This window comes from Sorangiineae bacterium MSr11954, from assembly GCA_037157815.1.
Taxonomy (GTDB): Bacteria; Myxococcota_A; Polyangia; order Polyangiales; family Polyangiaceae; genus Pendulispora; species Pendulispora albinea.
In genome coordinates this window covers 1,490,204-1,514,728 of record CP089984.1, presented here as the reverse complement: position 1 = coordinate 1,514,728, position 24,525 = coordinate 1,490,204, and the positions used below count along the sequence as shown (strand labels likewise).

Here is a 24,525-nt window from a genome sequence, read left to right as displayed (position 1 = left end):
GACAGGGACGCGTGCGGCGGGATCTCTCCCACCGCACCGTCCCATGGGTCGGGCACTAGTCGCAAAAAATGATGGCAATCAATTACTTGAGCTCGACCTTTGCGCCAGCTTCCTCGAGCTTCTTCTTGAATTCCTCGGCCTCGGCCTTGGACACGCCTTCCTTTAGGGGCTTGGGCGCGGCTTCGACCAGGTCCTTGGCTTCCTTCAGGCCGAGCCCGGTGATCTCGCGGACGACCTTGATCACGTTGATCTTGCTCGCGCCCGCTTCCTTCAGCTCGACGGTGAACTCCGTCTTCTCCTCGACGGGAGCCGCCGCAGCAGCGCCACCGGCGACCGCCGGACCGGCAACCGCGACCGGAGCAGCCTTGACGCCCCACTTCTCTTCGAGGGTCTTGATCAGGTCTGCAATCTGGATGACGGGCAGTTGCGAGAGGTAGTCAACGACCTGCTCTTTGGTGAGATCTGCCATTTTTCAATTCTCCGTATTCGCTATTCGCATCAAAAAATTTTGAAAAACTTTGGCCCGCCCGAATGGCGAGGCCGAATCCGTGAGGAGCCGCCGGCTTACTTGCCCTCGGCTTCCCGCTCCTTGGCCGCGAGCAGGTAGACGAAGTTCTGCGCAGGGGCGTTGAGCAGCGCGACGAACTGCTGGAGCGGCGCTTGGAGCGTCGCGAGCAGCTTGGCGCGGAGCTCGTCTTTGCCGGGCATCGTCGCGAGCTCGTTCTCGACCGCGGTGCCGTCGATGACCGAACCTTCGATGAGGCCCGCCTTGATCTTGAGCTTCTCCCCGTCGGGGCCTTCCTTGCGGAAAGCCTTCACCACCTTGGCGGCGGCGCCGGGTTCTTCGTAGCTCCATGCGACGCCGGTCATCCCCACGAGGACGGAGTCGAGCTTGTCGCTGAAGGCAGCATCCTTCAACGCCTGCTTGACCAGCGTGTTCTTGACGACCTTGTACTCGACGCCCGCTTTGCGGAAGGCCGCGCGGAGCCGGGTCACGTGCTCGACCGTCATCCCCTTGTAGTCGAGGAAGACAGCGGCCGTCATTTTGTCGAAGCGCGCGCGAACCTCGGCGATCTCCGCGTTCTTGGCGGCGATCTGAGGCTTCACGGCGGTGGTGGTACCCGAGGCTTCGGACATGGTCACGCCTCCTCCGTCCGGCCGATGTATTGAGCCGGGTCGATCTTGATTCCGGGGCCCATGGTCGAGGAGACCGAGATGCTCCGAAGGTACGTCCCCTTGGCGGTCGACGGCTTCTGCCGCACGAGCGCGTTGATGAGGGCCGCCGCGTTGTCCGCCAGGGCTTCTTCCTTGAACGAGACCTTGCCGATGCGCGCGTGCACGATGCCCGCCTTCTCGACGCGATACTCGATCTTGCCGCCCTTGGCCTCCCGAACGGCGTTGCCAACATCGAAGGTGACGGTGCCGACCTTGGGGTTCGGCATGAGCCCCCGCGGGCCGAGGATACGACCGAGCTTGCCGACGGCGCCCATCATGTCGGGCGTCGCGATCACGCGATCGAAGTCCATGAAGCCTTCGGAGACCTTCGCCACCATGTCATCGCTGCCGACGAAATCGGCGCCGGCCTCGCGGGCCTCACGCTCCTTGTCGCCTTTCGCGAAGACGAGCACGCGGACGCTTTGCCCCGTGCCGTGGGGAAGAACGATCGCGCCTCGCACCATCTGGTCGGCGTGCTTTGGATTCACACCGAGCCTGACGGCGAGGTCGACCGTCTCGTCGAACTTGGCGAACTTGGCCTGTTTGACCAGGGCGCACGCCTCGCTCGTCGTATATTTGCGCGACCGGTCGACTACCGACTCAGCCTTTGCGCGGTTCTTGGGTACCTTGGGCATTTTCCTCCTTTGCGGTCTTTCTGACCTCCCACCGTTGGCCCCGAGCATCGGTGCGCGGTGGTTTGTTGAAATCTCAGACGACGTCGATCCCCATCGAGCGCGCCGTTCCCATGATCGTGCGCTCGGCGGCTTCGAGGTTCGTGCAGTTCATGTCGCCCATCTTCTGCTGGGCGAGCTCCTTGACCTGCGCGCGGGTCACCTTGCCGACCTTGTTCTTGTTCGGCTCCTTGGAACCGCTGCCCGGCTTCTTGGCGGTGGCCAGACCGGCAGCCTTCTTGAGCAACACGCTCGCGGGCGGCGTGCGCAGGATGAAGGAGAACGAGCGGTCCGAGTACACCGTGATCACCACGGGGATGATCATGTCGCCGCCCGCCGTTTTGGCGTTGAACTCCTTGCAGAACTGCATGATGTTCACACCGTGGGAGCCGAGCGCAGGGCCGACCGGGGGTGCCGGGTTGGCCTTCCCCGCCGGGAGCTGCAATTTGATTTGTCCAGTGACCTTCTTCGCCATGGGATGACTCTTCGTTTGCTCCTACGGTGGGTTCCGAAATGCGGGAGGCCGTAGTGCGCATAGGAGCCGCGTGGGCGGCTCCGGGTTGATGGGAAACGACGGAAGAGAGAGGGAGAGGCGCGGTGCGACGAGCCGACGAGACGTGACGCAGAGGCGCAAAAGCAGGCAGAGAGCAGAGAAGCAGAGATGCAAAAACGACTAGGACGAAGAGACGCTCAAACGCGCTTTTCGACCTGACTAAAATCGAGCTCGACCGGGGTTGCGCGACCGAAAATCGAAACCTTCACCTTCAGCTTTTGCTTGTCCGGTTTGACCTCTTCGACGGTGCCGCTGAAGTTGGCGAATGCGCCGTCGATGACTCGAATCTCGTCGCCTGCTTCGAAGGAGACGCGCGGCTTGGGTTTGACCGCACCCTCCACGATGATCTTGCGCAGGTCGTCGATCTGCGGGGGCTTCACCTCTTGCGGGCGCTGGTTGCCGATGAAGCCAGTGACCTTGGGGGTATCCTTGACCAAGTGCCAGGCTTCCTCGCTCATCTCCATTTCAACGAAGATGTAACCCGGAAAGCTGTTCTTCTGGCGGACGCGGGCTTTGCCACCGGCGCGCTGCTCCTGGACGGTCTCGGTCGGAATCAGGATCTCACCGAACTGAGCCTCCTTCCCATGCTCCTTGATGCGTTGGAGCAGAGCTTCGCGGACCTTGTTCTCGTAGCCGGAGTAGGTCTGAATGACGTACCACTTCTTGGACATGGCAAATGCCTTCGCATGACTGGAGGCCTCTTGCGACCCCTCGGACCTGAGAGAAGCTGATCGAGCTGCCGACCCCATCCGTTACGACTCCTTCTTCTTACGAGCCATAAACGAGGTTGGTGACGAAGCCCCAAAAGCGATCCATCAGAGCAAAAAAGATGGTGGCCAAGGCCGTGGTTACCAGCACGACCGCCGTTCCGTTCGTTACCTCCTGCTTGCTCGGCCAAGTAACCTTGGACAGCTCGTCGGCAACCTCTTCCGCAAGCTCCCGCGCGCGGGTCCGCTTCCAATAGTAGATGGCGGCGGCCAAGCCGACCGCTGCCGCAATCGGCATCACCGCTTCATCGTGGGGCTCGCCCACGACCGGCTGATACTGGGACAGCTTGCCCCAGGCGAAGTGGAGGAGCTTGGAGACCAGAAACGCGATGCCAATCGCACCACCAAAATAGGCGGCATAGACGAACCGCTTTGTACCGAACTGAGCCGGCGCAGCGTCTTCGTCCTCGTACTCCTCGTCGTCTTCTTCGTTGACCGAAGCTTCCGCCGCCCGCGCGTTGGCCGGGTCATCCGCTTTTACGAGCGCACCAGTCCCTGTCGGGCGCGCAAGTGGCGCACCCTCCCCCGGTTCCCCCTGCTCATCTTCGAGGAGGGCGCCCGAGCCTTCTTCGCCGGACTCGCCTTCCTCTTTCTTGTATTTTTGCGTGATGGACATGGTTGACTGGCGGTTTCAAAGAGCACCCTCCCCACTCGAGAGAGGGCCCCGCATCGGACGGGGAGAGGCGAGAGTCGGTTTGGATCTTGCGGGGAGCGTGCGATAGCACAAGTTTCCCGAAGCGCCAGTGTGGCAGGGGCTGGGGGATTCGAACCCACGACCTGCGGATTTGGAATCCGCTGCTCTACCAGCTGAGCTAAACCCCTAAATGCTCGAGATTATTTCCGAGCTCTGCTGCGAATGATGTTCGTTTGCGTGAGTCTGCTAAACGGCTACTTCGTTTCTTTATGAACCGTGTGCCGCTTGCACGAGGGGCAGAATTTTTTCAGCTCAATCTGCCCCTTGTGCTCCACCCTGCGGCTCGTTCGGTAATTTCGAGACGAACACTCCGTGCAAACGAGCGTCACGGTGACGCGCGCCCCCATCGGATGATTCCTTTCTACACTACTCGATGATCTTTGTGACGATACCGGCCCCAACGGTACGGCCGCCTTCGCGGATGGCGAAGCGCATTTGCTCTTCGAGACCAACCGGCGTGATGAGGCTGATGCTCATGGTGACATTGTCACCCGGCATGACCATCTTGGTACCTTCGGGCAACTCGCAGGTGCCCGTGACGTCCGTGGTGCGCATGTAGAACTGCGGGCGGTAGTTGGTGAAGAACGGCGTGTGACGGCCGCCCTCTTCCTTCTTCAGGACGTACACCTCGCCCATGAACTTCTTGTGCGGCGTCACCGAGCCCGGCTTGCAGAGAATCTGCCCGCGCTCGATCTCGTTGCGCTCGATGCCGCGCAGCAAAAGCCCAACGTTATCGCCGGCTTGCCCTTGATCGAGCAGCTTACGGAACATCTCGACGCCGGTGACCGCCACCGTGCGCGAGTCGCGGAAGCCGATGATTTCGACGTTCTCGCCGACCTTGATCACCCCGCGCTCGATGCGGCCCGTGGCCACCGTGCCGCGCCCCTTGATCGAGAACACGTCCTCGACCGCGAGCAGGAACGGCTTGTCCGTGTCGCGGACCGGCTCCGGGATCTGCTTGTCCAAGGCATCGATCAGCTCGCCGATCGAATCGACCCACTTCTGCTCGCCATTGAGGGCCGGGAACGAAGCAACTTTCACGACCGCCGCGTTGTCGCCGTCGAACTTGTTCTTCGTCAGAAGCTCGCGGACTTCCATCTCGACCAGGTCGAGCATTTCGGGGTCGTCGACCGCGTCGCACTTGTTGAGCGCCACGACGATGTGGTTCAAACCGACCTGGCGGGCCAGAAGGACGTGCTCACGCGTCTGCGGCATGACCGAGTCCAACGCGCTGACCACCAGGATCGCGCCGTCCATCTGCGCGGCGCCCGTGATCATGTTCTTGATGTAGTCGGCGTGGCCGGGACAGTCGACGTGGGCGTAGTGGCGCGTGGCGCTCTCGTACTCGACGTGCGAGGCGGCGATGGTCACCGTCTTCGTCGCGTCGCGAACCGTGCCGCCCTTGGCGATGTCGGCGTAGCTGATGACCTTGGCCAGACCCTTCGTCGACTGAACCTTGACGAGCGCGGCAGTCAAAGTCGTCTTGCCGTGGTCGATGTGGCCGATCGTACCGACGTTCACGTGGGGCTTGCTTCGGTTGAATTTCTCTTTCGCCATGAGCGTGTCTCCTGAGAAGCGATGCGGACAAACCCGGAGCCCACCACGGGGCTTGAACCCGTGACCTCTTCCTTACCAAGGAAGTGCTCTACCACTGAGCTAGGTGGGCCTGTTGGTGGGGTCGGTCCTTCGAGGGAAAAGCAAAGGGTGAAAAGCGAGGGGGGTGCAGCCGGAAGAAGACGAAGAAAGAAGAGAAACCGAAGAAAGGCGAGGCCGATTTTTTCCAGGATTCAGTTGGAGCGGGAGACCGGGTTCGAACCGGCGACGTTCAGCTTGGAAGGCTGACGCTCTACCAACTGAGCTACTCCCGCGAGATACAACAACAAACGGCCAACGACAGCAACGATCGACTTATACGGGAGTGGAGGGTGATGGATTCGAACCATCGAAGGCATAGCCGGCAGATTTACAGTCTGCTCCCTTTGGCCGCTCGGGCAACCCTCCAGAATTTTTGGTGATTTACGCGATATACTTCTTTCGAACAAGCCTCTCGTTGATGCGGGGTGCTTCGTGCTGCTTAACCAGAGCTGACGAGGGGAGTTGAACCCCTAACCACCTGTTTACAAAACAGGTGCTCTACCATTGAGCTACGTCAGCACGTAAGAGGAAACGGGCGGCGAAGGGTAGCTCATGAGTCGAGAGTCGGCAAGCAAGACGGGCGCCAGATGACTTCTGACAGGGTGCGCACCGGTAGCGCGTAGGCCGCGCCGTGTCAAGTAAGAGTATAGCGCCCTGCGAGCCCGTTGCCGCTCCGAAGCGCGGAAACCGCGAAAATCTTCGATAAATTCGGGTAGCGGGCGCGCGAACCTTTTTTCGTTTTTTTTCGCGCCGGACGCTCCGACCGACCGTCTAGCGACGTCGCTTCGATGGCGGTGGGGTGACGATTCGGTCCGCACGCGATGGCGCAGGGGTCGCGATGCGTTCCGCGCGCATCGGCGGGGGCGTCGGGATCCGCTCCGCGCGCGAGGGCGCAGGGGTCGCGATGCGCTCCGCGCGCATCGGTGGGGGCGTGGGGATCCGCTCGGCGCGCGAGGGCGCAGGGGTGGCGAGGCGTTCGCCGGCCTTGGGGCGCACGCGCGGGCGCAGGCCGTCGGTGAGGACCGCGACCATCATGCCGATCTCGCTCGCATCGTCCCACGTGTCCTCGGGCATCAGGATGCTGCGCGTGGCCAAGTAGCCGGCCATCATCGAGATGATCATGCGCAGCAACGGCCCTTTGGGCATGGGACGAAGCTCGCCCAGCCGTTCGAAGTGCTCGGCCAATTGAACGAACTTCGGAAAGAGATCGCGCTGGCCCCGCTCGAGGAACCGCTGAAAGAGCTCGGGGCGCAGGAGCAGCTCCTGGAAGATCAGTTTCAGCTTGCTGCGATGCAGCTTCGCGAACTCCACCCGATTGGCCATGACCGCGCGCAAGAAGTCGTCGAGGCGCTCCCAAGGGACGGAGATGGTCTCCGTGAGGCTCGAGAAGATCTCCGGCGCCACCATCTCGAGCACCGCGGGGCTGAGCGTCTCCTCGAAGAGACGCTCCTTACTTTTGAATTGTGAGAACAAGGTCTTTTCGGCGACCCCCGCGCGCTGCGCGAGCGCGGCGGTGGTGGTGGCCGTAAAACCGCGCTCCGCAAAGAGCTCGAGGGCGGCGGCGAGAATGCGCTGACGGGTCTCGTTGATGGAGTTCACTGCGTCAATCTTGACAGAGGGTCCGCGGGAAGTAAGTACTTACCGTTGGAGGCGGAGAAATGGGTAAAGCAGGTCGATCCGCACCGCCGAAGCGCGCCGTGCGCGTGATGGTGGCAGCATTAGGAGCGGTCGCACTCATCGGGGCGCTTGCATGGCGGGTGCATGCGCAAAAGGCGGCACTTCAGCGACCCTCTGGAGGTTCCGCGACCGTCGAGGGAATCGAGGTCGAGGTCAGCACCAAGATCGCCGGACGCATCCGTGAGGTAACCGTGCAGTCGGGCGACCGCGTAAGGCGTTCGCAGGTGATCGCGCGACTCGATTGCATGGACCAGGAGGCTAACCTTCGCGCTGCTCAAGCGCAACTTCAGGTCGCGCTGTCTCAGGTCGGAGTGGCAGAGGCACAATCGGTCGATGCTCGCAACAACGCTGCGGTTGCGGCATCGCGCACGGCATCGGCGCGCGCGGAGGGGCTTTCGGTCGAGGCCGCGAACGAACAGGCCGCGCGCGAGGCGGATCGGACCTTTCGACTGCGGAACGAAGGCGCGGTCGCCGCGGTGGAGTGGGAAAAAACCGATACGCAGCGCCGGCAGACCGAGGCACAACACAAGGCCGCGCTCGCAGCGCTCCAGACCACGATGCTCTCGGCACGAAGCGCCGAGAGCGCCGCGGCAGCGGCGAAAACGAAGGTGGATGCGGCGAAGGCTGCCGTGGACACGGCCAAAGCCGAGCTGGCGCGGGCCGAGATCCATGTGAGCGAGTGCACCCTCCTCGCACCACGCGATGCGATCGTCACGGACCGGTTGCTCGAACCCGGCGCGGTGGTCGGACAGGGGACGCGGGTCGTTCAGACCATCGATCTTTCCACGGCCAAGCTCGTCTTTTTCCTGCCCAACGCCGAGCTCGGGCGCGCCGGAATCGGTGCGCGCGCCGAGGTGCGGGTCGATGCCTACCCCGGGCGCGTTTTTCAAGGCCGCGTGCAGCGTATCGCCAGCGAAGCCGAGTTTACCCCGCGCAATGTGCAGACGCGGGAGGACCGCGATCGGCTCGTGTACGCCGTCGAGGTGCACGTCGACAATCCCGACACGGCGCTGCGGGCGGGGATGCCCGCCGACATCGTTCTGCCGGAGTCGGTGCCGTGACGGACGACGCCTCCATCCCCCTGCTCGAAGCGCAGAACGTCACCAAGGCGTTCGGCGAGGTGAAGGCGCTCGCGGGTGCCTCGCTGCGTCTTGGTCCGGGGGAGCTCGTCGGGCTGGTCGGGGCCGACGGCGCCGGCAAGACGTCGCTCATTCGCGCGCTGGTGGGCCTCATCGAGGTGGACGGTGGCACCGTTCGCGTGGACGGTCGCTCTTGGAAAGAGACCGGGCCTTCGGGACGCGAGGCCTTGGGGTATATGCCGCAGCAGTACAGCCTCTACCCCGATCTCTCGGTGGACGAGAACCTCACCTTCTTCGCCTCCTTGTTCGGTTTGAAGCGCAAGGTGTTCGAGGAGCGTCGCGAGAAGCTCCTGGGCATGGCGCAGCTCCAATCCGCGCGCGACAGGCCCGCCGGCGCGCTCTCGGGCGGCATGTACAAGAAGCTCGCGGTCGCGTGTGCGCTCTTGCATCGGCCGCGCGCCCTGGTGCTCGACGAGCCGACGAACGGCGTGGACCCGGTGAGCCGGCGCGAGCTCTGGGTGCTGCTCTACGAGTTCGTGGCCGATGGAATGGGCGTGCTCCTCGCGACCCCCTACATGGACGAGGCGGCCCGCTGCGGGCGCGTTGTTCTCCTCGCGCAGGGCAAGGTGCTCGCCGAGGGGGAGCCGGCGACGCTGGTCGCCGCGCTCGCGCATCCGGTGATCGAGCTCGACGTGCCGAGCCACGAGCGAAGCCGCGTGGTCTCTTCGCTCGAAGAGCACCGGGGCGTCCTCTCGGTGACGCCGGCGGGCCAGCACCTGCGCGCCGTGCTCCGACGTGAGCATGCGGATGACGTGCGGCGCTCGCTGCGCGGCGTTCGCGTCCGCGATGCTCGGCCCGACTTCGAAGATTTGTACCTAGCCTTGGTGGACCGCCCGCAGGCCGGAGGAGCGTCATGACGCACGCCATCGACGTCGAAGGGCTGGAGCGCCACTTCGGCGCGTTCAAAGCCGTGCGCGGTGTATCGTTCCACGTCGAGCAGGGCGAGATTTTCGGCTACCTCGGCGCCAATGGGGCCGGCAAGTCGACCACCATCCGCATTTTGTGCGGGCTCCTTCCGCCCTCGGGCGGCAAGGCCACGGTGGCTGGGCACGACGTGGGCACGGACTCGGAGGGCGTACGGCTCTCGGTGGGCTACATGTCGCAAAAATTCTCGCTCTACCCCGATCTCACGGCGTTCGAGAACCTCGACTTTTTCGGCGGCGCCTACCGCCTGCAGAGGGCGCCCCGCCGCAGGCGTGCGCGCGAGCTCATGATCGAAGTCGGGCTCGATCCCGACGACCGCGCGCTCACCGCGGCGATGCCGGGGGGCATGCGCCAGCGGGTCGCGCTCGCGGCGGCGCTGCTTCACGAACCGCGCATCGTGTTCCTCGACGAGCCCACGGCGGGGGTCGACCCGGTGGCGCGGCGCGTCTTCTGGCGAACCATCCGCCGCGTCGCGGACGCAGGGGTCACCATCTTCGTGACGACGCATTACATGGACGAGGCCGAGTACTGCAACCGGGTGGGGCTGATGGTCGACGGCGCGCTGGTGGCCCTCGACACCCCTTCCCGTCTCAAGGAGACGTACGTGCCGGGTGTGACCTACGAAGTTCGCGGCGAGCGGATCACACCGAAATGGCTGCGCCATCTGCCGGGCGTCACCCGGATCGAACCGTTCGGTACCGGGCTTCACGTCGGCGGAGACGACACCTTGTGCAAAGAGGCTATCGAGAACGAGCTCGGAAAGGTGGGGGCGCGAGGCGTATCGGTCGAGTCGATTCAGCCCACCCTCGAAGACGTCTTTTTGGCGGTGGTGACTCGAAAGGCACCCGCATGAGCCGCGGCGGAGGGCTCCGGCGCGTCGGCGCCATGGCGCGCAAAGAATGGATGCACATCAGTCGCGATCCGGCGACGCTCTACTTTGCACTCGCGATGCCCGTGATTTTGCTGGTGCTGTTCGGTTATGCGCTCTCGTTCGAGCTCGACCACATCCGCACGAGCATCGTGGACCACGACCATTCCCGCGAGAGCCGAGAGCTGGTGCAGCGTCTCTTTTCGGGGCCGACGTTCGAGCTCGCGGGACAGCTCGAGCGCGAAGAAGACGTGGAGCACGTCTTCCGGCGCCGTGAGGCGGTGGTGGCCTTGGTCATTCCCAAGGGGTTCGGTGCCTCGCTCGGGCGGGGTGAGGTCGCGAAGGTGCAGGTCTTGGTCGACGCGGCGGACAACATCACGGCGGGCACCACGCTGTCGTACATGTCGGGGTTCATGAGCAGTACCAACCGCATTCGGGTGAAGGAGCTGCTCGGCTCGACCTCGGAGCGGCTCGACGCGCGAATGCGTGCACTCTACAACCCCGAGCTGCGCTCGACCATCTTCCTCGTGCCGGGGCTGATCGCGTTCATTCAATCGATGATGGGCGTGCTCCTCACAGCGTTGACCGTCGCGCGTGAATGGGAGCGCGGGAGCATGGAGCAGCTCTTCGCGACCCCGGTGGGGCGGCTCGAGATCATCGTGGGCAAGCTCCTCCCCTACTTCGGTGTGGGTCTGACGCAGGTGCTCATCGTGCTCACGGCGGGGACCTGGCTCTTCGACGTTCCCATCCGGGGCTCGCTCTTGCTCCTCTTCGGCATTTCGTCGCTCTTTCTCGTGGCGTGCCTTGGTCAGGGATTGCTCATCAGCGTGGTCACCCGAAACCAGATGCTCGCGACGCAGATCGCGGCGGTCACGTCGATGCTCCCGGCCGCGTTGCTCAGCGGTCTGATCATCCCCATCGACAACATGCCGCGGATCCTGCAGATCTTCACGCAGATCCTCCCCGCGCGGCACTTCGTGAGCGCGCTGCGCGGAGTTCTCCTTCGCGACGCCTCGCCCCCCTCCACGTTGCCCGACACCGCGGCGCTGGCGCTCTTCGCGCTGGTGATGATCGCGGCCTCCACCAAAAAATTCCCGAAGGTGGTCGCATGATCAACCTGCTCACGCTCGCAGCCTTGATCCGGAAGGAGCTCCTCCAAGTCTCCCGCGACAAACGGATGCTGGCCGTCATGCTCGTCGTTCCGATCGTGCAGGTCACGGTCTTTGGCTACGCGGCCAACCTCGAGCTGACCCTGGTGCGGACGGTGGTGGTCGACGAGAACCACACCCGACAGAGCCACGAGCTCGCCGAGGCGCTGGTGGCCGAGCACACGTTCCACATGCGCTACGTCCCGAGTGTTCGCGACGCAGAGGAGGCGCTCCGCGATGGGACGGCGACCGCCGCGCTGGTGATCCCGCGGGACTTTTCGCGCCATCTGGGCGCAGAGGACACGGCGACGGTGCAGATCCTGCTCGACGGCTCCGATCCGTCGCAAGCGCAATCCGCGCTCGCCGCGTTCGAGCAATTCATTGCCATGCGCGCGCACGCGCTGAGCCTCGAGCCCGCGCCGGCGAGGGCGATCGCGGCGGTGCCCTCGGTGATCGCCGAGCCGCGCCTCCTGTTCAACCCGGGCCTCAAGAGTCGCCTGTTCATGGTCCCCGGAACCGCCGCCGCGGTGCTGATCGTCGTCACCGCCATCGTCACCGCCATGGGGCTGACCCGCGAGCGGGAGGTCGGGACCATGGAGCAGCTCTTGGTTACCCCGATGTCGAGCGCCACCTTGATGGTCGGCAAGACGATCCCCTACGCGATGTTCGGGCTCGTGGACGAAACGGTCATTCTGCTTGCCGGCAATCTGCTCTTCGACGTCCCGATCCGCAGCCTCGGGGTCATTTTTTTGGCCACGACCGCGTACCTGACCTCGACGTTGGGGATAGGGCTCTTCGTCGCCACCTTTGCCAAGACGCAGCAACAAGCGATCATGGCGGGGTTCTTCATTCTCCTCCCCGCCGTCCTCCTGTCGGGCTTTCTCACGTCGGTGGATTCCATGCCCGCATGGATCCAACCGCTCACCTGGATCGACCCGATGCGCTATTTCGTGGAGATCTCGCGCTCGGTCCTCCTACGGCACGCCGGACTGCGCGACGTTCTCGGGTCGCTGGGCGCGCTGACGGTCATTGGAGCGGCGCTGCTGGCGGCGGCGTCGTGGCAGTTTCGGAGGCAGATTAAGTAGCGCTCACCCCTTCCAGACAATGACGAACTGCCGCTCTCCGCGAGCGTATTCGGATGCTTGGCCTCGTCGATTCCGAGCACTTCTTCTCATACCTTCATGGGTGCTTCTCCGAGCTGATGCGACACGAACCATTTCATGTCACCGCGGGTCTCATGGCCATACGAGCGCGCGCCAATCAGGTGCTGCGTCGTCCATGATTTTCTCGAATTCATTACGTTTCGACTTCGCGTCCAGACCACATCCGATAGAAGCTCGGAGTTCACATTTCCTGGATAGATGGTCACCATCTTGACGTTGGTGCCCCGCAACTCCCGCCTGACGGGCGTTGCGAATCCGTGCAATGCGTGTTTCGACGCGCAATAGAAAGATTGATACGGAACTTGCACGAAGCTGGCGAGCGACGCCACGTAAACGAGCATCCCTCCGGGCGTTTCTTGAGGGTGGGGAGCGCGAGCTGGGTCAACCCCTGAAGGAGCTTCAGCACGTCGAGGCGGTAACGCGGATCGCGGATGTAGTACGTGAAGAGGACGTTCAACCGGTAATAAACCGAGATGAAATCGTACCAATTGCGCGTCCCGCGGCGGATGCGCGCCATCCGGTGTCGGGTCGCGCCCTCGCGGACCAGCTCGTCCCGTGGGTAGATACGTGAAGCACCGGCAAGGATTGGAGATGTTCGCCAGCGTGAGGCGTAAATCGATGAGTGGTTCACCGAGCTACGCTAGCTCACGGCGATACAAACGCATGCGCGCCGCTTGCGCTCACGAGGCCCTGCATGCGCTCTTCGGACTTTCGGACGAGGGCGCTCATTCTTTGACCCGGCAAAGCCGGGGCGAAAGCAAATGACGGAATGGCGAGTTCGGCTACGGCGGCTCAGCAGCGGGATAAGTACGATCCGGTGTTGGAATCACACTTTCACGTAGCAACTCTACTGGATAAATGGATTGAAGCACGGGCGTGGTGAGCAACGTCGTGACCAACGCCATGATGACCATCATGGTGAAGAGCACGGGCGAGAGGACACCTAGGTCCAGACCGATGTTGAGGACCACGAGCTCCATCAGGCCACGCGTGTTCATCAAGGTCCCGATTGCGCTCGATTCACGCCAGGGGAGGCCCGTCAGGCGGGCTGCCACCGTACTGCCACCGAATTTGCCGATGCACGCGAGGACGACGATGCCCGCGCACACGATCCAGTCCTTCGTCCCGGAGAGCAGTCCAAGTTGGGTGCGCAGTCCGCTGTAAGCGAAGAAGAGCGGAAGCATGAGAACGACGACCAGATCGCCGAGCTTGTGCGCAATGTTCGCGGCAAAATTTCCCTCCTTTGGCAGAATCGCGCCAAATAGAAACGCCCCGAACAAAGCATGGATGCCAATGAGCTCGGTGACCCAGCTCGAGAGCAGGAGCAGGACCAGAGCGACGGCAATGAGGTTTTGCGTCAATCCCACGTGAATCCGTTCCAACCAGCGGCGAAGGAGCGGGCGGGCGGCGAGAAACATGACGGTGATGTAGAGTAGCGTTAGCGCCGAGGTGCGGACGGCGCCCGTCAAGGTGGCGGAGCGGGCGATGGCGACGACGAAGGCCAGGATGCACCACGCCGTGATGTCGTCGACCGCCGCGCACGTAATTGCAATCGTGCCGACTCGGGAACGCAACAAGTTGCGCTCGGTCAAAATGCGAGCAAGCACCGGAAATGCAGTTATGCTCATGGCCGTTCCCATGAACAAAGTAAACGATGTCAATGGTACGCCCGATGGTGCGTATTCCCCGTGAAGGTGCCATGCGAGCAGCGCGCCCAGCGCAAAGGGCACGACGATGCTCGTGTGGCTGATGGCTACGGAGGAGCGGGTCCTTCCCTTGAGCATCTTCGGGTCGAACTCCAGGCCGACCAAGAACATGAACAGGATGAGCCCTATCTGGCTCAAGAGCCCCAAGAGCTGCATCGATTTGGCGGGAAACACCGCGGCCTCGAATCCCGGCAGAAGCCAACCGAGGAGCGAAGGCCCCAGGACGATGCCGGCGACGATCTCGGCGACGACCATCGGCTGCCCGAAACGCCGCGCGACCGCGCCCAGCGCGCGCGACGTGACGATCACGAGGATGGCTTGTACGACGAAGAGAGGCAACGGCCCTTCGAGTAAAGTCGACATGGGTACCCTCTCCGATCCAGTAGGGTCCCTTAGCAAGGATTGAAACCCCTCGCCAGCGCAGTGCGTGAATCGATGAGCCGCCGATGCCGAATCACGATATCCATTGATGAAATAATTTATTCCTTGGACGGATCGCGCCGGGCGCGCATTTGGCAAATTGACGCGTCGGACAGGAGAGTCGGATCCCCCGGCGCATTTGGGCGTGCAGCGTGTTGGGTCGGCGCGAGGGTGCTCGAGGCGGAGCCGCGGTGCGGTGCCGGACGGATGGTGCTCGGTAGGCGCGGCGGCACGGGGCGCGTGGATGCTCGAGCCGGGGTCATCGTGCGCACGTCGTGAGCCCGGGAGCACCATGACCTCCGAGGTCATGGCGACACCCCGCCAAGGAGGGTACGTTCGCGGTAATGACGATGTCGGGTGAAGAAAGCTCGGTGGGCGCGCTCCTTCGAGCATGGCGAACGGCGAGGGGGAAAAGTCAGCTCACACTCGCGCTCGAGGCGGGTATTTCGTCGAGGCATCTGAGCTTCGTGGAGACGGGACGCTCCAGCCCAAGCCGCGAAATGGTGCTCACCCTGGCCGAGACGTTGGAGGTCCCTTTGCGCGAGCGAAATGCGCTGCTGACGGCCGCAGGGTACGCTGCCATTTACCGCGAGACGCCGCTCGATGCGCCGGCCATGGCCGATGTGCGCGATGCGCTCGAGCATATTTTGCGTGCAAGCCAACCCAATCCGACCCTGGTGGTCAATCGTCGCTACGACATTCTCATGACGAACGAGGCTGCGCGACGGCTGGTGGGATTTTTTGCGCCGTCGTGGCGTGGTTCCCCCAATGTGGCGCGTATGCTCCTGTCCCATGATGGGCTGCGGCCCGCGCTTCGAAACTGGAACGAGGTGACCACGCACGTGGTGCACCGAACGCGAAGTGAGCTCGCGGCGAGCCCGTCGCGCGATGCGGCCGACGAGGCGCTCCTGCAGGAGCTGGTGGCCGCCGAGCCCGAGCTGCGGCGCGCGGCGGGTGCGCCGACGCGGCCTCCGTCGGTGTTGGTTCCTATGACCATGCAGCGGGGCGAGGTGGTGGTCGATCTTTTTACGACCATCACGACATTGGGTACGCCGCTGGATATCACACTTCAGGAGCTGCGAATCGAAACGCTCTTTCCGGCCGACGCGCGGGCGCGGGAGGCGTTGTCGGCGATCCTCGCCGGGAGTTGAATCGCGGCCGCCGCGGGCGGGCCTTGGTGGTTTGTGCGCCGAGGGCTCACGACGATCGTGAGCCCTCGCGCTCGGCGGTGCAACGTGCGCCCGTCAATGAATGGGCACGTTCTCGATGCAATCGATGGTCGTGTCGATTCGGAAGTGCGAGGCCGCGGTGTGGCGCTCGGCGTGGAAGAGATCCATAGCGTACGTTTGACCTTGCACCAGGCCCAGTCGGTCCAGGCTGACGAGGTATTGGTCTTCCTTGCCGACCTCGGGGTGCAGGCCGCCGAGATCGAGGGCCAGCTTCTTGTCGATGAAGAGCCAGAGATCGTCGTCGCCGATGAACCGAAAGACTTCGCCGCCCTTGTACGTGAACTTCAGGTGCACTTCGGTCGTGAAGGCGAAGTTGTGCGTGGCGTTGCCGCCGAACGTCGGGCCATTGCCAAATCCCGCATTGTCGGCGGGGAAGAAGGCGTCGTTGTCGTAAACGAAATGTTGTTTGCCGTCCGCCCCCGTCGTGGGCGCGAGGGGGATATCGCGGGTGAGCGTCTTGTTGTTCATCGAGCCGTCGCCGGGCTTGTCGTGGTACCAGTACGAGAACGCGTCTTTGCTGGTCGTCTCGGGCTTGTCCGGATTGTTGGGATAATGGTGAGGCCCATCGCCCACGTAGACCGGCTTGTCATCGGAGCCGAGCCTCGCTTCGACGATCCCCGGCGTGGGCTCGTTGCCTTGGTAGTGCTCGAAGTCCGGATGGCCCACCCGAGAGCCCTCCTTGCAATCCTCCATATCCTGCTCGTTGTTCTCGTTGTGACGGGCCGTGCACGGCTTGAAGTCGCGGATGGTCGCTTTGATGACGTGGTTGCATTGGTCGCCGCCACCTCCCCCACCCCGTCCACCATCGCCGCCCGGTCCGAAATCGCCACCCGGATTGCCGCGGCCGCCTCCCCCATCCCCGCCATTGTGGTCGAACCCCGAACCGCTACTACCGCACGCCGCGACGAGCAAAACCAGGAAGAAAGTAGATCGCATCCCGACACGGTATCGCGCGCAGCGGGATCAACAAGCGGTAATGCGTACGACCATCATCATCGAAAATTTGCATTCCGCCGCGGAGATCAGGCCGAAATGTAGGGCGAGCACGCGAGGGCACATTGGCGTGAAGTGCCGTGTGCCCAGGCGCGCGTGCGCCATATGCCTATCCGTGTCTGCGGCGACGAATCGCCGCGAGGGCGATGCCCAATGCGACCATCGCGCCGGCGCCCGCGGGGGTGGAGGACGAGCCGGCCGCTCCCACCGAGCACCCGCTCTTCGATTCGCCGCCGGAGCTGCCCGGGTTGATGGGCTCTTCAATCCGCGGTTCGCGGCCCACGGCCTGGAAGGTTTGCAGGATGAGCGACTTGAAGGGCGACGTCTGCGTGTAGTCGTTGGAGGCTTTGATACACCCGGCGGATGGCCCCGACGAATCATCGGCGCCGTTGCCTCCGCGGGAGACGACGCCGATGACGGCGCCGGTCACCTCGGAGAAGGCGGGACCGCCGCTGTCGCCTTGGCAGGTGGCCTCGCCGACTTGGAAGTCGTTGGGGGGCACGGGATCCTCGGTCTTGCTCCCCGCGTACGGGCCGACCTCCGTCACGACGATTCCGGTGCGCGCCTGGCGTTGCTTGGGGAAGCCCGCATCCAGGGTGACGCCCCAGCCGATGGCCGTGAACTTCTCCCCCTTCTTCACGGACGAGTCGAGCCGGATGGGGGTGATCTTGGCCTGCGGTAGCTCGCGATCGAGCTGGAGGAGCCCGAGGTCGTGGCTGCAGATGACCTTCCCGGTGTCATGGAAGATCTTTTTGCCCATCGCATTGGCTGGAACGACTTGCGGGCCGCCCTTCTCGACATCGGGGCGGACGGCGCCCGTGTAGACGGAGATGTCGCCCGGCCGGTAGTCGGCGCCGACATTCCCGCCCTTGCTTCCGGGGCTCAGGTTTCCTTTGTCGTCGCAGCCGAAGGCGCCATCGGACGTCACCGAAAGGCAGTGCCGCGCGGTCAGCACCAAATTGGAGGCTACGAGGGTCCCCGTGCATACCGAAAAGTGGGACTGGTCCTGCGTGTGGACGAGCAGAACGACCGAGTCTTGGCTGGAGTCGGATGCCTTGCCGGAGATGATGGGCTGGGAGGCCGAGTCGGTGTCCTCCCCCGCGCTCGAATCCGAGGGGGAGCTGAAAGAACAAGCGGCGGTCATGGAGGCCACGAGTAAGACGGAAAGAAGCGACTTCTTCATGTGCTGATTTGCGTAGCACAAGCTCTGACCGATGCCCGCAAGTGGTATAGAAGAAAACGCTCTCATGCTCGACATCGCCTTTATCCGCCAGAACGCCGAGCTTGTTCGCGCGGCCATCAAGAACAAGCGCTTCGACCTCGATTTGGATGAACTTTTCTCCGTCGATAAGCAACGCCGCGAGGCCATCACCGTGCTCGACGAGAAGCGCGCGCGAAAGAATCAGGTCGCCGCCGCCATCCCCAAGGCGCCCAAGGAAGAGCGGCCGAAGCTGGTGGAGGAGGGAAAAGAGATCAAGGCCGCCATCGAGAAGCTCGAGCCGGAGCTGGCCGAGATCACCCGCCGCTACGAGGGCTTGATGCTGCTGGTGCCAAGCGTGCCACGGCCCGAGGTCCCGGTCGGCCAGGGTGAGGAAGACAACGTCGAGATCCGCAAGGTGGGAACGCCGCGCCGGTTCGACTTCAAGCCGCTCGATCACGTGGAGCTGATGGACAAGCTCGGCTTGGTCAACACGGAGGGCCCGCGTCGCTATGCGGGGGCGCGCTCGTACGCGCTCATCGGCAACGGCGCGCTCTTGGAGCTGGCGGTCACCCGGTTCGTCATCGACCTTTTGGTGCAGCGCGGTCTGACGATGGTCATCCCGCCGGTGATGGTGAAAGAGCGCGCGATGCAGGGCACCGGCTTCTTCCCCATCGGAAAAGAAGACGCGTACGCGATCACGGCCGACGAGCTTTTCCTCATCGGCACCAGCGAGGTCCCGCTGGTCTCGCTCCACGCGGACGACACCCTGGACGAGGCCCAGCTGCCCATCCGCTACGCCGGCCTCTCCCCGTGCTTCCGCCGCGAGGCCGGTGCGCACGGCAAGGACACGCGCGGTCTGTACCGGGTGCACCAGTTCACCAAGGTCGAGCAGGTCGTCTTTTGTCTACCCGACGAGGAGATCGCCGAAAAAGAGCACTACCGGCTCTTGGACAACGCCGAGGCCATCCTGACGGCGCTGGAGATCCCCTACCGGGTGGCGCTCGCATGCACGGGCGAGATTGGGCTGGGGCAAACGCGCAAGCACGAGGTGGAGTCCTGGATGCCGGGGCGCGGCACCTACTCCGAGACGCACTCATGCTCCACCATGGGCGACTTCCAAGCCCGCCGCTCGAACATCCGCCTGCGCCTCGCCAACGGATCGCTCGTCTACCCGTACACCCTGAACAACACGGCCATCGCGAGCCCGCGCATCCTCATTCCGCTGCTCGAGAACCATCAGAACCCCGACGGTTCGGTGACCGTGCCCAAGGCGCTGGTGCCGTACATGGGGGGCACGACCGTCCTGACCCCCAAGGCGTAACGGTTTCGGCCTCGCCCGCCTGCCATTTTCGGCTTTTCCGTCTGCCCCGGCGAATGGTGCTTCGCATGGGGGAGAGATGCTGATACGGTGCGTCCGCTTCCGACGAGACGCAACGGCGTGGTAGCCAAGTGGTTAGGCAATGGTTTGCAAAACCATCATACGTGGGTTCGAATCCCATCCACGCCTCTGCTGGTCGCTTTGCGACCAGCAGGCGCAGGTGCTCTTGGGAGCGCGCTCGGCTGTGTCCTGCGGACGTGCCTGAGCTCTCGAATTGTGCCTGCTTTCGCGCGTGTGGCGTGGTGGTCGGGTCGATTTGCGCGTTTGGGCGCGGTGGCCGCTTGGGGAAGCGGGCGTGTGCGGCTTGGGGTGTGTAGAGTGAAGAGGTGATGATGCGGCCTCGCGATACCCATGCGGATGCGCACGAGATGCAGTTGCGGCTTTATCGTGGGATGAGCGCGAGTGAACGCTCGGAGCTCGCTCTTCGGATGAGCGATGATATTCGCCAGGTGACGGCGGAAGGGATCCGTTCGCGCCATCCAGACTATTCGGCCATGGATGTTCGGCAGGCGCTCGTCGGCCTGCTCTACGGGCGGGACGTGGCCGCACGAGTTTGGCCAAACGCCAAGATACCGCTGCCGTGACGGATGCAGCGACGTTTCTGGCGCTCGTCGTCGGTGCTCTCGACGCGGCGGCCATTCCGTACATGCTCGCAGGTTCATTTGCGAGCTCCCATCACGGGGCGCCGCGCACGACCCAGGACATCGATCTCGTCATCGACCCAACGTGGGCTTCCCTCGATCGATTCCTCGCGAGTCTTTCGAGCGACCAGGTTTACGTCGACCCGGACGTGGCCCGCGACGAGTTTCGACGGCGTGGGCAGTTCAACGTGATTTCGGGCAAGACCATGTGGAAGGTCGACGTCATCTTTCGCAAAGCCCGAGGATTCAGCCACGAAGAGCTTGCCCGACGCGTCCCCGCCAAGGTGCTCGGGCTCCAAGTTTACGTCGCATCCGCGGAAGACACCGTGCTCGCCAAGCTCGAATGGGCCAAGCTCGGCGAGTCCGAGCGGCAGCTCCGCGATGTGCGCGGCATCCTCGATGTGCAAGGTGAGGCCCTCGACGTCGTCTACATCGAACGCTGGCTCGACGAGCTCGGCGTCCGCGAACTGTGGAACCGCGTCCGCGCCTAGCCGCCCCCCCACCGGGGAGTCTCCCCTGCGGAGCGCCGTAGACGCCGAGCCATGGGGGAGACTGCCGCGCGCGGCCCGCTGCGCGCGATCGAGGTGCGCGAGCGGGGTAAGTCGGAGTCGAACGGCGGTTAGTTGGTCGGGGGGACGATTTCGAAGTGTTGGTAGTCTTTGAGCGAGGTCCAGCGGCCGCCCCAGTCGAAGCCTTCGAGGTCGAAGGCGCGGGTGACGAGGTCGCCTTCGAGGATCATGCCGGGACGGATGTTGGTGCGATCGGCAAAGGGAGCGCCGGTGGAGGGGAGCACGAGGGCGCCTTTGACATAGGGGTTCTCGACCGTATTGATGTCGATGGCGCGCCCGTAGGAGTGGATGGAAAAGGTGGTCCCGCCGGTTTTGGCGCGGCAGTTGAAGGCGGAGGTGTTGTCGGCCAGCATCGAAGCGTCGTCGCTGCCGCCGTAGCGGTCGACCGGTTCCATGCGGCGGATGGGGAAACGGGCGGTGTACATCGCCTTGAAGGCCCGAACGACCGAGGCGCTGACATCGTGGTGGACGATGAGCCGGCCCCAGTGCGGGCGCTTATCGAAGCCCCAGTAGGTCATGTCGACGGCGCGGAGATCGGAGATGGGCACGGGACAGCCGGGGTGCCAGGAGACGTTCATCATCGACTGCTCCGTCCACGGGTCGATGGTGTGGACGAAGGCGAGGAAGGGAAAGCGAACGTTGATGTCGATACCGCGTTCGGCATCGGCTTCGAGATCGAGGGTCGGGAGCGAGGTGCCAGCCGCAGACGGATCGAGGACCGGTTGGCCGTGCTCCTCGGGGGTGTCGGCGAGGGCCGTGGTGGCGATGGTGGTGAATGCTAGGGCCAGTGCAAGGCGGAAGGTCGGTCGCATGAAGAGCACGCTAGCTCCTCCCGGCACCGGAGGCGAGGGATCGGGTCGTGCCCAGTGCGCCAAAAAAAGGCCGATGGCCTCTGCGTTGCATCGTTGGACGGCATGATTCGATGGCCTTCGGAAGATCACCTCAGCGACGGAGCGCGTCATGCCCTCGCACGTTTTCGTGAGACGGCCGCGGCGCAGGATCTCGCGGAAAGCGAGCATGTTTGGAAGCTCGAAGCGACGTCATGGTCCGACGAGCTGCCTGCCCAGCTTGTATGGCACGACGAGCGGCAGCAGGTGTTTCGTTTCTACTTGGAAGACCCCCGAACCTGGTGGGTCGATCATGGGAAGGTGGCCATGTGACATGATGGGAAAACCGTGGTCGCCACGCCCGCGATCGCGTGAGGCGCCCGGGCCTACGTGACTGTGATAAGGGAAGACCCACCATGCCCGTCAGCGTCTTCGATCTGTTCAAGATCGGAATTGGCCCTTCGAGCTCGCACACAGTAGGTCCCATGCGTGCCGCGCTCATGTTCGTCACCGGGCTCGAGGCGGACGGCCTTCTGGCGCGAACGGCCGCGGTGAAGGCGGATCTCTATGGGTCGCTCGGGGCAACGGGGCGCGGGCACGGCAGCGACAAGGCGGTGATGCTGGGGCTCGAGGGCAACCACCCGGCGAAGATCGACCCCTACGCCGCGCACGATCGCGAGGCGGAGATTCGGGCCACGGCCAAGATTCGGCTCTTCGGGCAGCGCGAGGTGGCCTTCGATCCACGCGAAGACATCGTGATGCATCGATTGAAGTCGCTGCCGTTCCACCCCAACGGCATGATGCTGCACGCCTACGATGCCGAAGGGGTCGTGCTCCGGAGCCGTACGTACTACTCCGTGGGGGGCGGGTTCGTGGTCGACGAACAGGCGGCGGGCGCCGATCGGATCAAGGCGTCGGATACGCAAGTCCCCCACCCTTTTCGCACGGGGGCCGAGCTGCTGGCGCTGGCGGATGAAACGGGGCTCTCCATCAGCCGCATCATGCTGGAGAACGAGAAGGCGCTCGGCAAGGAGAGCGGCCACGTGGGCGCAGCCGCCATTCGGCAGGGGCTGCTCGAGATTTGGTCGGTCATGAAGGAGTGCGTGCAGAACGGCTTTTTGCGCGAGGGGGTGCTCCCGGGCGGCCTCAAGGTCAAACGGCGCTCGGCCGAGCTGTATCGCAAGCTCACCACCCGCCCGGATCCGTCCGATCCGTTCGTGGTCATGGATTGGGTGAACCTGTATGCGCTGGCGGTGAACGAGGAGAACGCCGCCGGCGGGCGCGTGGTGACGGCGCCCACCAATGGCGCGGCCGGGGTGATCCCAGCGGTGATGCACTACTACGCCAACCATGTGCCGGGGGCCAACGACGAGGGCATCGTTCGCTACTTGCTCACCGCAGGGGCAATCGGTGTCATTTACAAGGAGTGCGCGTCCATCTCGGGCGCGGAGGTCGGCTGCCAGGGCGAGGTGGGCTCGGCGTGCTCCATGGCCGCCGCGGGGCTGACCGAGGTGCTCGGGGGCTCACCGCGCCAGGTCGAGAACGCGGCCGAGATTGGGATGGAGCACAACCTGGGGCTCACCTGCGATCCGGTGGGCGGCCTCGTTCAGGTGCCGTGCATCGAGCGAAACGCCATCGCGGCGGTGAAGGCGATCAACGCGGCGCGCATGGCCCTGCGGGGCGATGGCACGCACTTCGTGTCGCTCGACAAGGTCATCAAGACCATGCGCGAGACCGGCGAGGACATGAAGGACAAATACAAAGAGACATCGCGCGGCGGGCTGGCGGTCAACGTCATCGAGTGCTGAGCACATCGAGCACATCGAGCACATCGAGCACGACGCGGCCGCGGGCGCCGCGTTCCACGGCGAGGTGCGCTTCGGCGATGGACTCCAGGGGAAAGCGCGCGGCGATGGGGTAGACCAGAGCCGAGGCGGCGGCGGTGATGTCGCGGGCGGCATCGAGCTTGGCCGCGGGCGGAAAGTCGTCGCTCCCGAGGAGTCGGATCGTGACGTCTTTGAACAAGAGTGGCCAAAAGGGAAGCGCCGGCTCGGGCTGCAAGGTCGCGTACGCCGCGATGGTGCCGCCCAGCGCGATCACATCGTGATCGGAGCGGATGTTGGCGTCGAAAGCCACCTCGACGATGCGATCGACACCGCGTCCGCCCGTGAGCTCGAGGATGCGCGCGGCGAAGTCCGGCTCGCTCTGCACGACGATATGGTGCGCGCCGGTCGCGCGCGCGGAGGCGGCTTCGGATGCGGAGCGCACGGTGGCGACGACGGTGGCGCCGCCGCGCACGGCGAGCACGATGGCGGCGCGCGCCACCGCGCCGAGGGCACCGCGAACGAGGACGGTGCGACCATTCACGGGGCCGTCGGCGAAGACGGCGCGGTGCCCCGTCATCCCGGGGATCCCGAAACATGCACCTTGCACGTAACTGACGTCGTCCGGGAGGGTGACGGCTTGCTCGGATGGGACGCAGGTGAGCTCCGCGGCGGTGCCAAACGGTCGATACGATTGGGCTCCGAAACACCACACGCGCTCGCCGATGCGGGAGGCGGAAATGCCGGGGCCAACTGCGTCGATCACCCCTGCCCCATCGCTATGCGGAACGATGCGCGGATATGCCATGGGCATGTCGAGCCAAGGTGCGCGTTTCTTGACGTCACCCGGGTTGATGCCCGATGCATGAACGCGCACCCGCACCTCGCCGGGGGCCGGATCCGGCGGGGGCATTCGTCCCATTATCAAGACCTTCGCGGCCTCGCCCCTTTGCTCGTACCATGCGGCTCGCATATTTCACTTTAGCCTTGACCGTCTTTCGCCCATCAAGCATCTTCCGCTAAGTTGATGATAACGGTTTTCATTTTCACATTTACCCCGTGAACGGAAGGCTCACGCTCATGATGGCTGTGACGCTCGCATCGGCGTCTGCGTCGGCGACGTGCACGACCTGCACGCGCCGGGCCCGCGCCGAGGACCGCGCGCAGCCGCCATCGGGGCAAGCCGCCGAAGCGCCAAAGGCCGCGCCGCCGCGGGCTTCCAGCGCGGAGCCCGCGGATACCGTCGTTGTCACAGGCACCCGAACGCCGGAGCGCTCACAGCGC

The 24,525-nt window shown here is 64.1% G+C and carries 25 protein-coding genes, 6 tRNA genes and 1 pseudogene; 12 read left to right on the top strand and 20 right to left on the bottom strand.

The window, feature by feature from the left end; all coding sequences use genetic code 11:
- Nucleotides 1–82: 82 nt before the first annotated feature.
- From rplL to LZC94_06145, 14 genes are all read right to left on the bottom strand, one after another.
- A complete protein-coding gene (rplL, locus tag LZC94_06210) occupies nucleotides 83–469 on the bottom strand; it encodes a 50S ribosomal protein L7/L12 (protein ID WXB16861.1) in 387 nt (128 codons plus the stop codon).
- Nucleotides 470–564: 95 nt separating this feature from the next.
- Entirely contained in the window at nucleotides 565–1,137 is a 573-nt protein-coding gene (rplJ, locus tag LZC94_06205) for a 50S ribosomal protein L10 (GenBank protein ID WXB16860.1), read from the bottom strand.
- A 2-nt stretch (nucleotides 1,138–1,139) separates the two neighbouring features.
- Nucleotides 1,140–1,850: a 50S ribosomal protein L1 gene (gene rplA / locus LZC94_06200; GenBank protein ID WXB16859.1), complete on the bottom strand. Its 711-nt coding sequence runs from the start codon at nucleotides 1,848–1,850 to the stop codon at nucleotides 1,140–1,142.
- 73 nt (nucleotides 1,851–1,923) lie between these two features.
- Nucleotides 1,924–2,361 carry a 50S ribosomal protein L11 gene (rplK, locus tag LZC94_06195; protein ID WXB16858.1) on the bottom strand — a complete coding sequence of 146 codons (438 nt, stop codon included), beginning with the start codon at nucleotides 2,359–2,361 and terminating at the stop codon, nucleotides 1,924–1,926.
- A 215-nt stretch (nucleotides 2,362–2,576) separates the two neighbouring features.
- Nucleotides 2,577–3,110, bottom strand: coding sequence for a transcription termination/antitermination protein NusG (gene nusG, locus LZC94_06190; protein ID WXB16857.1), 534 nt, complete (start codon nucleotides 3,108–3,110; stop codon nucleotides 2,577–2,579).
- A gap of 97 nt (nucleotides 3,111–3,207) precedes the next feature.
- Nucleotides 3,208–3,822: a preprotein translocase subunit SecE gene (gene secE / locus LZC94_06185; protein ID WXB16856.1), complete on the bottom strand. Its 615-nt coding sequence runs from the start codon at nucleotides 3,820–3,822 to the stop codon at nucleotides 3,208–3,210.
- A 130-nt stretch (nucleotides 3,823–3,952) separates the two neighbouring features.
- Nucleotides 3,953–4,028, bottom strand: a tRNA-Trp gene (locus LZC94_06180).
- Between the two features lie 66 nt (nucleotides 4,029–4,094).
- Nucleotides 4,095–4,247 (bottom strand): 50S ribosomal protein L33, encoded by a 153-nt coding sequence (gene rpmG / locus LZC94_06175; GenBank protein ID WXB16855.1) that lies wholly within the window; start codon nucleotides 4,245–4,247, stop codon nucleotides 4,095–4,097.
- 19 nt (nucleotides 4,248–4,266) lie between these two features.
- Nucleotides 4,267–5,457, bottom strand: coding sequence for an elongation factor Tu (gene tuf, locus LZC94_06170; protein ID WXB16854.1), 1,191 nt, complete (start codon nucleotides 5,455–5,457; stop codon nucleotides 4,267–4,269).
- A gap of 37 nt (nucleotides 5,458–5,494) precedes the next feature.
- Nucleotides 5,495–5,566: transfer RNA gene (locus tag LZC94_06165), tRNA-Thr, on the bottom strand.
- A gap of 126 nt (nucleotides 5,567–5,692) precedes the next feature.
- Nucleotides 5,693–5,768 (bottom strand) — tRNA-Gly (locus LZC94_06160).
- 51 nt (nucleotides 5,769–5,819) lie between these two features.
- Nucleotides 5,820–5,901, bottom strand: a tRNA-Tyr gene (locus LZC94_06155).
- A gap of 81 nt (nucleotides 5,902–5,982) precedes the next feature.
- Nucleotides 5,983–6,054, bottom strand: a tRNA-Thr gene (locus LZC94_06150).
- 252 nt (nucleotides 6,055–6,306) lie between these two features.
- Entirely contained in the window at nucleotides 6,307–7,134 is an 828-nt protein-coding gene (locus tag LZC94_06145) for a TetR family transcriptional regulator (GenBank protein WXB16853.1), read from the bottom strand.
- Between the two features lie 107 nt (nucleotides 7,135–7,241).
- Between LZC94_06145 and LZC94_06140 the strand changes: the two genes are divergently transcribed.
- The 5 genes from LZC94_06140 to LZC94_06120 are packed head-to-tail and all read left to right on the top strand — an operon-like array spanning nucleotide 7,242 to nucleotide 12,376.
- Nucleotides 7,242–8,273 (top strand): HlyD family efflux transporter periplasmic adaptor subunit, encoded by a 1,032-nt coding sequence (locus LZC94_06140; protein ID WXB20352.1) that lies wholly within the window; start codon nucleotides 7,242–7,244, stop codon nucleotides 8,271–8,273.
- The gene (locus LZC94_06135; protein ID WXB16852.1) at nucleotides 8,270–9,208 is read left to right on the top strand and encodes an ABC transporter ATP-binding protein; all 939 of its coding nucleotides are present in this window, start codon (nucleotides 8,270–8,272) and stop codon (nucleotides 9,206–9,208) included. The genes LZC94_06140 and LZC94_06135 overlap by 4 nt, the downstream gene beginning before the upstream one ends.
- Nucleotides 9,205–10,128 carry an ABC transporter ATP-binding protein gene (locus LZC94_06130; GenBank protein ID WXB16851.1) on the top strand — a complete coding sequence of 308 codons (924 nt, stop codon included), beginning with the start codon at nucleotides 9,205–9,207 and terminating at the stop codon, nucleotides 10,126–10,128. Before LZC94_06135 ends, LZC94_06130 begins: the two co-directional genes overlap by 4 nt.
- Entirely contained in the window at nucleotides 10,125–11,255 is a 1,131-nt protein-coding gene (locus LZC94_06125) for an ABC transporter permease (GenBank protein ID WXB16850.1), read from the top strand. Before LZC94_06130 ends, LZC94_06125 begins: the two co-directional genes overlap by 4 nt.
- On the top strand, nucleotides 11,252–12,376 hold the full coding sequence (locus LZC94_06120; GenBank protein ID WXB16849.1) for an ABC transporter permease: 1,125 nt from the start codon (nucleotides 11,252–11,254) through the stop codon (nucleotides 12,374–12,376). Before LZC94_06125 ends, LZC94_06120 begins: the two co-directional genes overlap by 4 nt.
- Before the next feature lie 893 nt (nucleotides 12,377–13,269).
- Here LZC94_06120 and LZC94_06115 read toward each other — a convergent pair.
- Nucleotides 13,270–14,523 (bottom strand): annotated as a pseudogene (locus LZC94_06115) (cation:proton antiporter).
- A 407-nt stretch (nucleotides 14,524–14,930) separates the two neighbouring features.
- Between LZC94_06115 and LZC94_06110 the strand changes: the two are divergent.
- Entirely contained in the window at nucleotides 14,931–15,731 is an 801-nt protein-coding gene (locus LZC94_06110) for a helix-turn-helix transcriptional regulator (GenBank protein ID WXB16848.1), read from the top strand.
- 93 nt (nucleotides 15,732–15,824) lie between these two features.
- On the opposite strand, the gene LZC94_06105 is transcribed toward LZC94_06110, so the two are convergent.
- Nucleotides 15,825–16,745 (bottom strand): fibro-slime domain-containing protein, encoded by a 921-nt coding sequence (locus tag LZC94_06105; protein ID WXB16847.1) that lies wholly within the window; start codon nucleotides 16,743–16,745, stop codon nucleotides 15,825–15,827.
- A gap of 166 nt (nucleotides 16,746–16,911) precedes the next feature.
- Nucleotides 16,912–17,985, bottom strand: a complete 1,074-nt coding sequence (locus tag LZC94_06100) for a trypsin-like serine protease (protein ID WXB16846.1) — start codon at nucleotides 17,983–17,985, stop codon at nucleotides 16,912–16,914.
- A 64-nt stretch (nucleotides 17,986–18,049) separates the two neighbouring features.
- Between LZC94_06100 and serS the strand changes: the two genes are divergently transcribed.
- The 4 genes from serS (at nucleotide 18,050) to LZC94_06080 (ending at nucleotide 20,513) form a co-directional block, all read left to right on the top strand.
- Complete coding sequence (gene serS / locus LZC94_06095; protein WXB16845.1) at nucleotides 18,050–19,324, top strand: serine--tRNA ligase; 1,275 nt, start codon at nucleotides 18,050–18,052, stop codon at nucleotides 19,322–19,324.
- A gap of 114 nt (nucleotides 19,325–19,438) precedes the next feature.
- Nucleotides 19,439–19,510: transfer RNA gene (locus LZC94_06090), tRNA-Cys, on the top strand.
- 197 nt (nucleotides 19,511–19,707) lie between these two features.
- Entirely contained in the window at nucleotides 19,708–19,965 is a 258-nt protein-coding gene (locus LZC94_06085; GenBank protein ID WXB16844.1) for a hypothetical protein, read from the top strand.
- The gene (locus LZC94_06080; GenBank protein WXB16843.1) at nucleotides 19,962–20,513 is read left to right on the top strand and encodes a hypothetical protein; all 552 of its coding nucleotides are present in this window, start codon (nucleotides 19,962–19,964) and stop codon (nucleotides 20,511–20,513) included. Before LZC94_06085 ends, LZC94_06080 begins: the two co-directional genes overlap by 4 nt.
- A 128-nt stretch (nucleotides 20,514–20,641) precedes the next feature.
- Here LZC94_06080 and LZC94_06075 read toward each other — a convergent pair whose 3' ends face one another.
- Entirely contained in the window at nucleotides 20,642–21,403 is a 762-nt protein-coding gene (locus tag LZC94_06075) for a M15 family metallopeptidase (protein WXB16842.1), read from the bottom strand.
- Between the two features lie 102 nt (nucleotides 21,404–21,505).
- On the opposite strand from LZC94_06075, the gene LZC94_06070 reads away from it, so the two are divergent.
- Complete coding sequence (locus LZC94_06070; protein WXB16841.1) at nucleotides 21,506–21,751, top strand: hypothetical protein; 246 nt, start codon at nucleotides 21,506–21,508, stop codon at nucleotides 21,749–21,751.
- Between the two features lie 83 nt (nucleotides 21,752–21,834).
- Nucleotides 21,835–23,226, top strand: coding sequence for an L-serine ammonia-lyase (locus LZC94_06065; protein WXB16840.1), 1,392 nt, complete (start codon nucleotides 21,835–21,837; stop codon nucleotides 23,224–23,226).
- On the opposite strand, the gene LZC94_06060 is transcribed toward LZC94_06065, so the two are convergent.
- Nucleotides 23,213–24,163 carry an NADPH:quinone reductase gene (locus tag LZC94_06060; GenBank protein WXB16839.1) on the bottom strand — a complete coding sequence of 317 codons (951 nt, stop codon included), beginning with the start codon at nucleotides 24,161–24,163 and terminating at the stop codon, nucleotides 23,213–23,215. The two genes, LZC94_06065 and LZC94_06060, sit on opposite strands and share 14 nt — an antisense overlap.
- Nucleotides 24,164–24,293: 130 nt before the next feature.
- Entirely contained in the window at nucleotides 24,294–24,494 is a 201-nt protein-coding gene (locus LZC94_06055) for a hypothetical protein (GenBank protein ID WXB16838.1), read from the bottom strand.
- Between the last annotated feature and the right edge of the window lie 31 nt (nucleotides 24,495–24,525).

Excerpts from the sequence above, each read along its gene's own strand:
- rplL (WXB16861.1), bottom strand. The coding sequence starts at position 469 with ATGGCAGATCTCACCAAAGAGCAGGTCGTTGACTACCTCTCGCAACTG.
- rplJ (WXB16860.1), bottom strand. The coding sequence starts at position 1,137 with ATGTCCGAAGCCTCGGGTACCACCACCGCCGTGAAGCCTCAGATCGCC.
- rplA (WXB16859.1), bottom strand. The coding sequence starts at position 1,850 with ATGCCCAAGGTACCCAAGAACCGCGCAAAGGCTGAGTCGGTAGTCGAC.
- rplK (WXB16858.1), bottom strand. The coding sequence starts at position 2,361 with ATGGCGAAGAAGGTCACTGGACAAATCAAATTGCAGCTCCCGGCGGGG.
- nusG (WXB16857.1), bottom strand. The coding sequence starts at position 3,110 with ATGTCCAAGAAGTGGTACGTCATTCAGACCTACTCCGGCTACGAGAAC.
- secE (WXB16856.1), bottom strand. The coding sequence starts at position 3,822 with ATGTCCATCACGCAAAAATACAAGAAAGAGGAAGGCGAGTCCGGCGAA.
- rpmG (WXB16855.1), bottom strand. The coding sequence starts at position 4,247 with ATGGGGGCGCGCGTCACCGTGACGCTCGTTTGCACGGAGTGTTCGTCT.
- tuf (WXB16854.1), bottom strand. The coding sequence starts at position 5,457 with ATGGCGAAAGAGAAATTCAACCGAAGCAAGCCCCACGTGAACGTCGGT.
- LZC94_06140 (WXB20352.1), top strand. The coding sequence starts at position 7,242 with ATGGTGGCAGCATTAGGAGCGGTCGCACTCATCGGGGCGCTTGCATGG.
- LZC94_06130 (WXB16851.1), top strand. The coding sequence starts at position 9,205 with ATGACGCACGCCATCGACGTCGAAGGGCTGGAGCGCCACTTCGGCGCG.
- LZC94_06125 (WXB16850.1), top strand. The coding sequence starts at position 10,125 with ATGAGCCGCGGCGGAGGGCTCCGGCGCGTCGGCGCCATGGCGCGCAAA.
- LZC94_06120 (WXB16849.1), top strand. The coding sequence starts at position 11,252 with ATGATCAACCTGCTCACGCTCGCAGCCTTGATCCGGAAGGAGCTCCTC.
- LZC94_06110 (WXB16848.1), top strand. The coding sequence starts at position 14,931 with ATGTCGGGTGAAGAAAGCTCGGTGGGCGCGCTCCTTCGAGCATGGCGA.
- LZC94_06105 (WXB16847.1), bottom strand. The coding sequence starts at position 16,745 with ATGCGATCTACTTTCTTCCTGGTTTTGCTCGTCGCGGCGTGCGGTAGT.
- LZC94_06100 (WXB16846.1), bottom strand. The coding sequence starts at position 17,985 with ATGAAGAAGTCGCTTCTTTCCGTCTTACTCGTGGCCTCCATGACCGCC.
- serS (WXB16845.1), top strand. The coding sequence starts at position 18,050 with ATGCTCGACATCGCCTTTATCCGCCAGAACGCCGAGCTTGTTCGCGCG.
- LZC94_06075 (WXB16842.1), bottom strand. The coding sequence starts at position 21,403 with ATGCGACCGACCTTCCGCCTTGCACTGGCCCTAGCATTCACCACCATC.
- LZC94_06070 (WXB16841.1), top strand. The coding sequence starts at position 21,506 with ATGATTCGATGGCCTTCGGAAGATCACCTCAGCGACGGAGCGCGTCAT.
- LZC94_06065 (WXB16840.1), top strand. The coding sequence starts at position 21,835 with ATGCCCGTCAGCGTCTTCGATCTGTTCAAGATCGGAATTGGCCCTTCG.
- LZC94_06060 (WXB16839.1), bottom strand. The coding sequence starts at position 24,163 with ATGGGACGAATGCCCCCGCCGGATCCGGCCCCCGGCGAGGTGCGGGTG.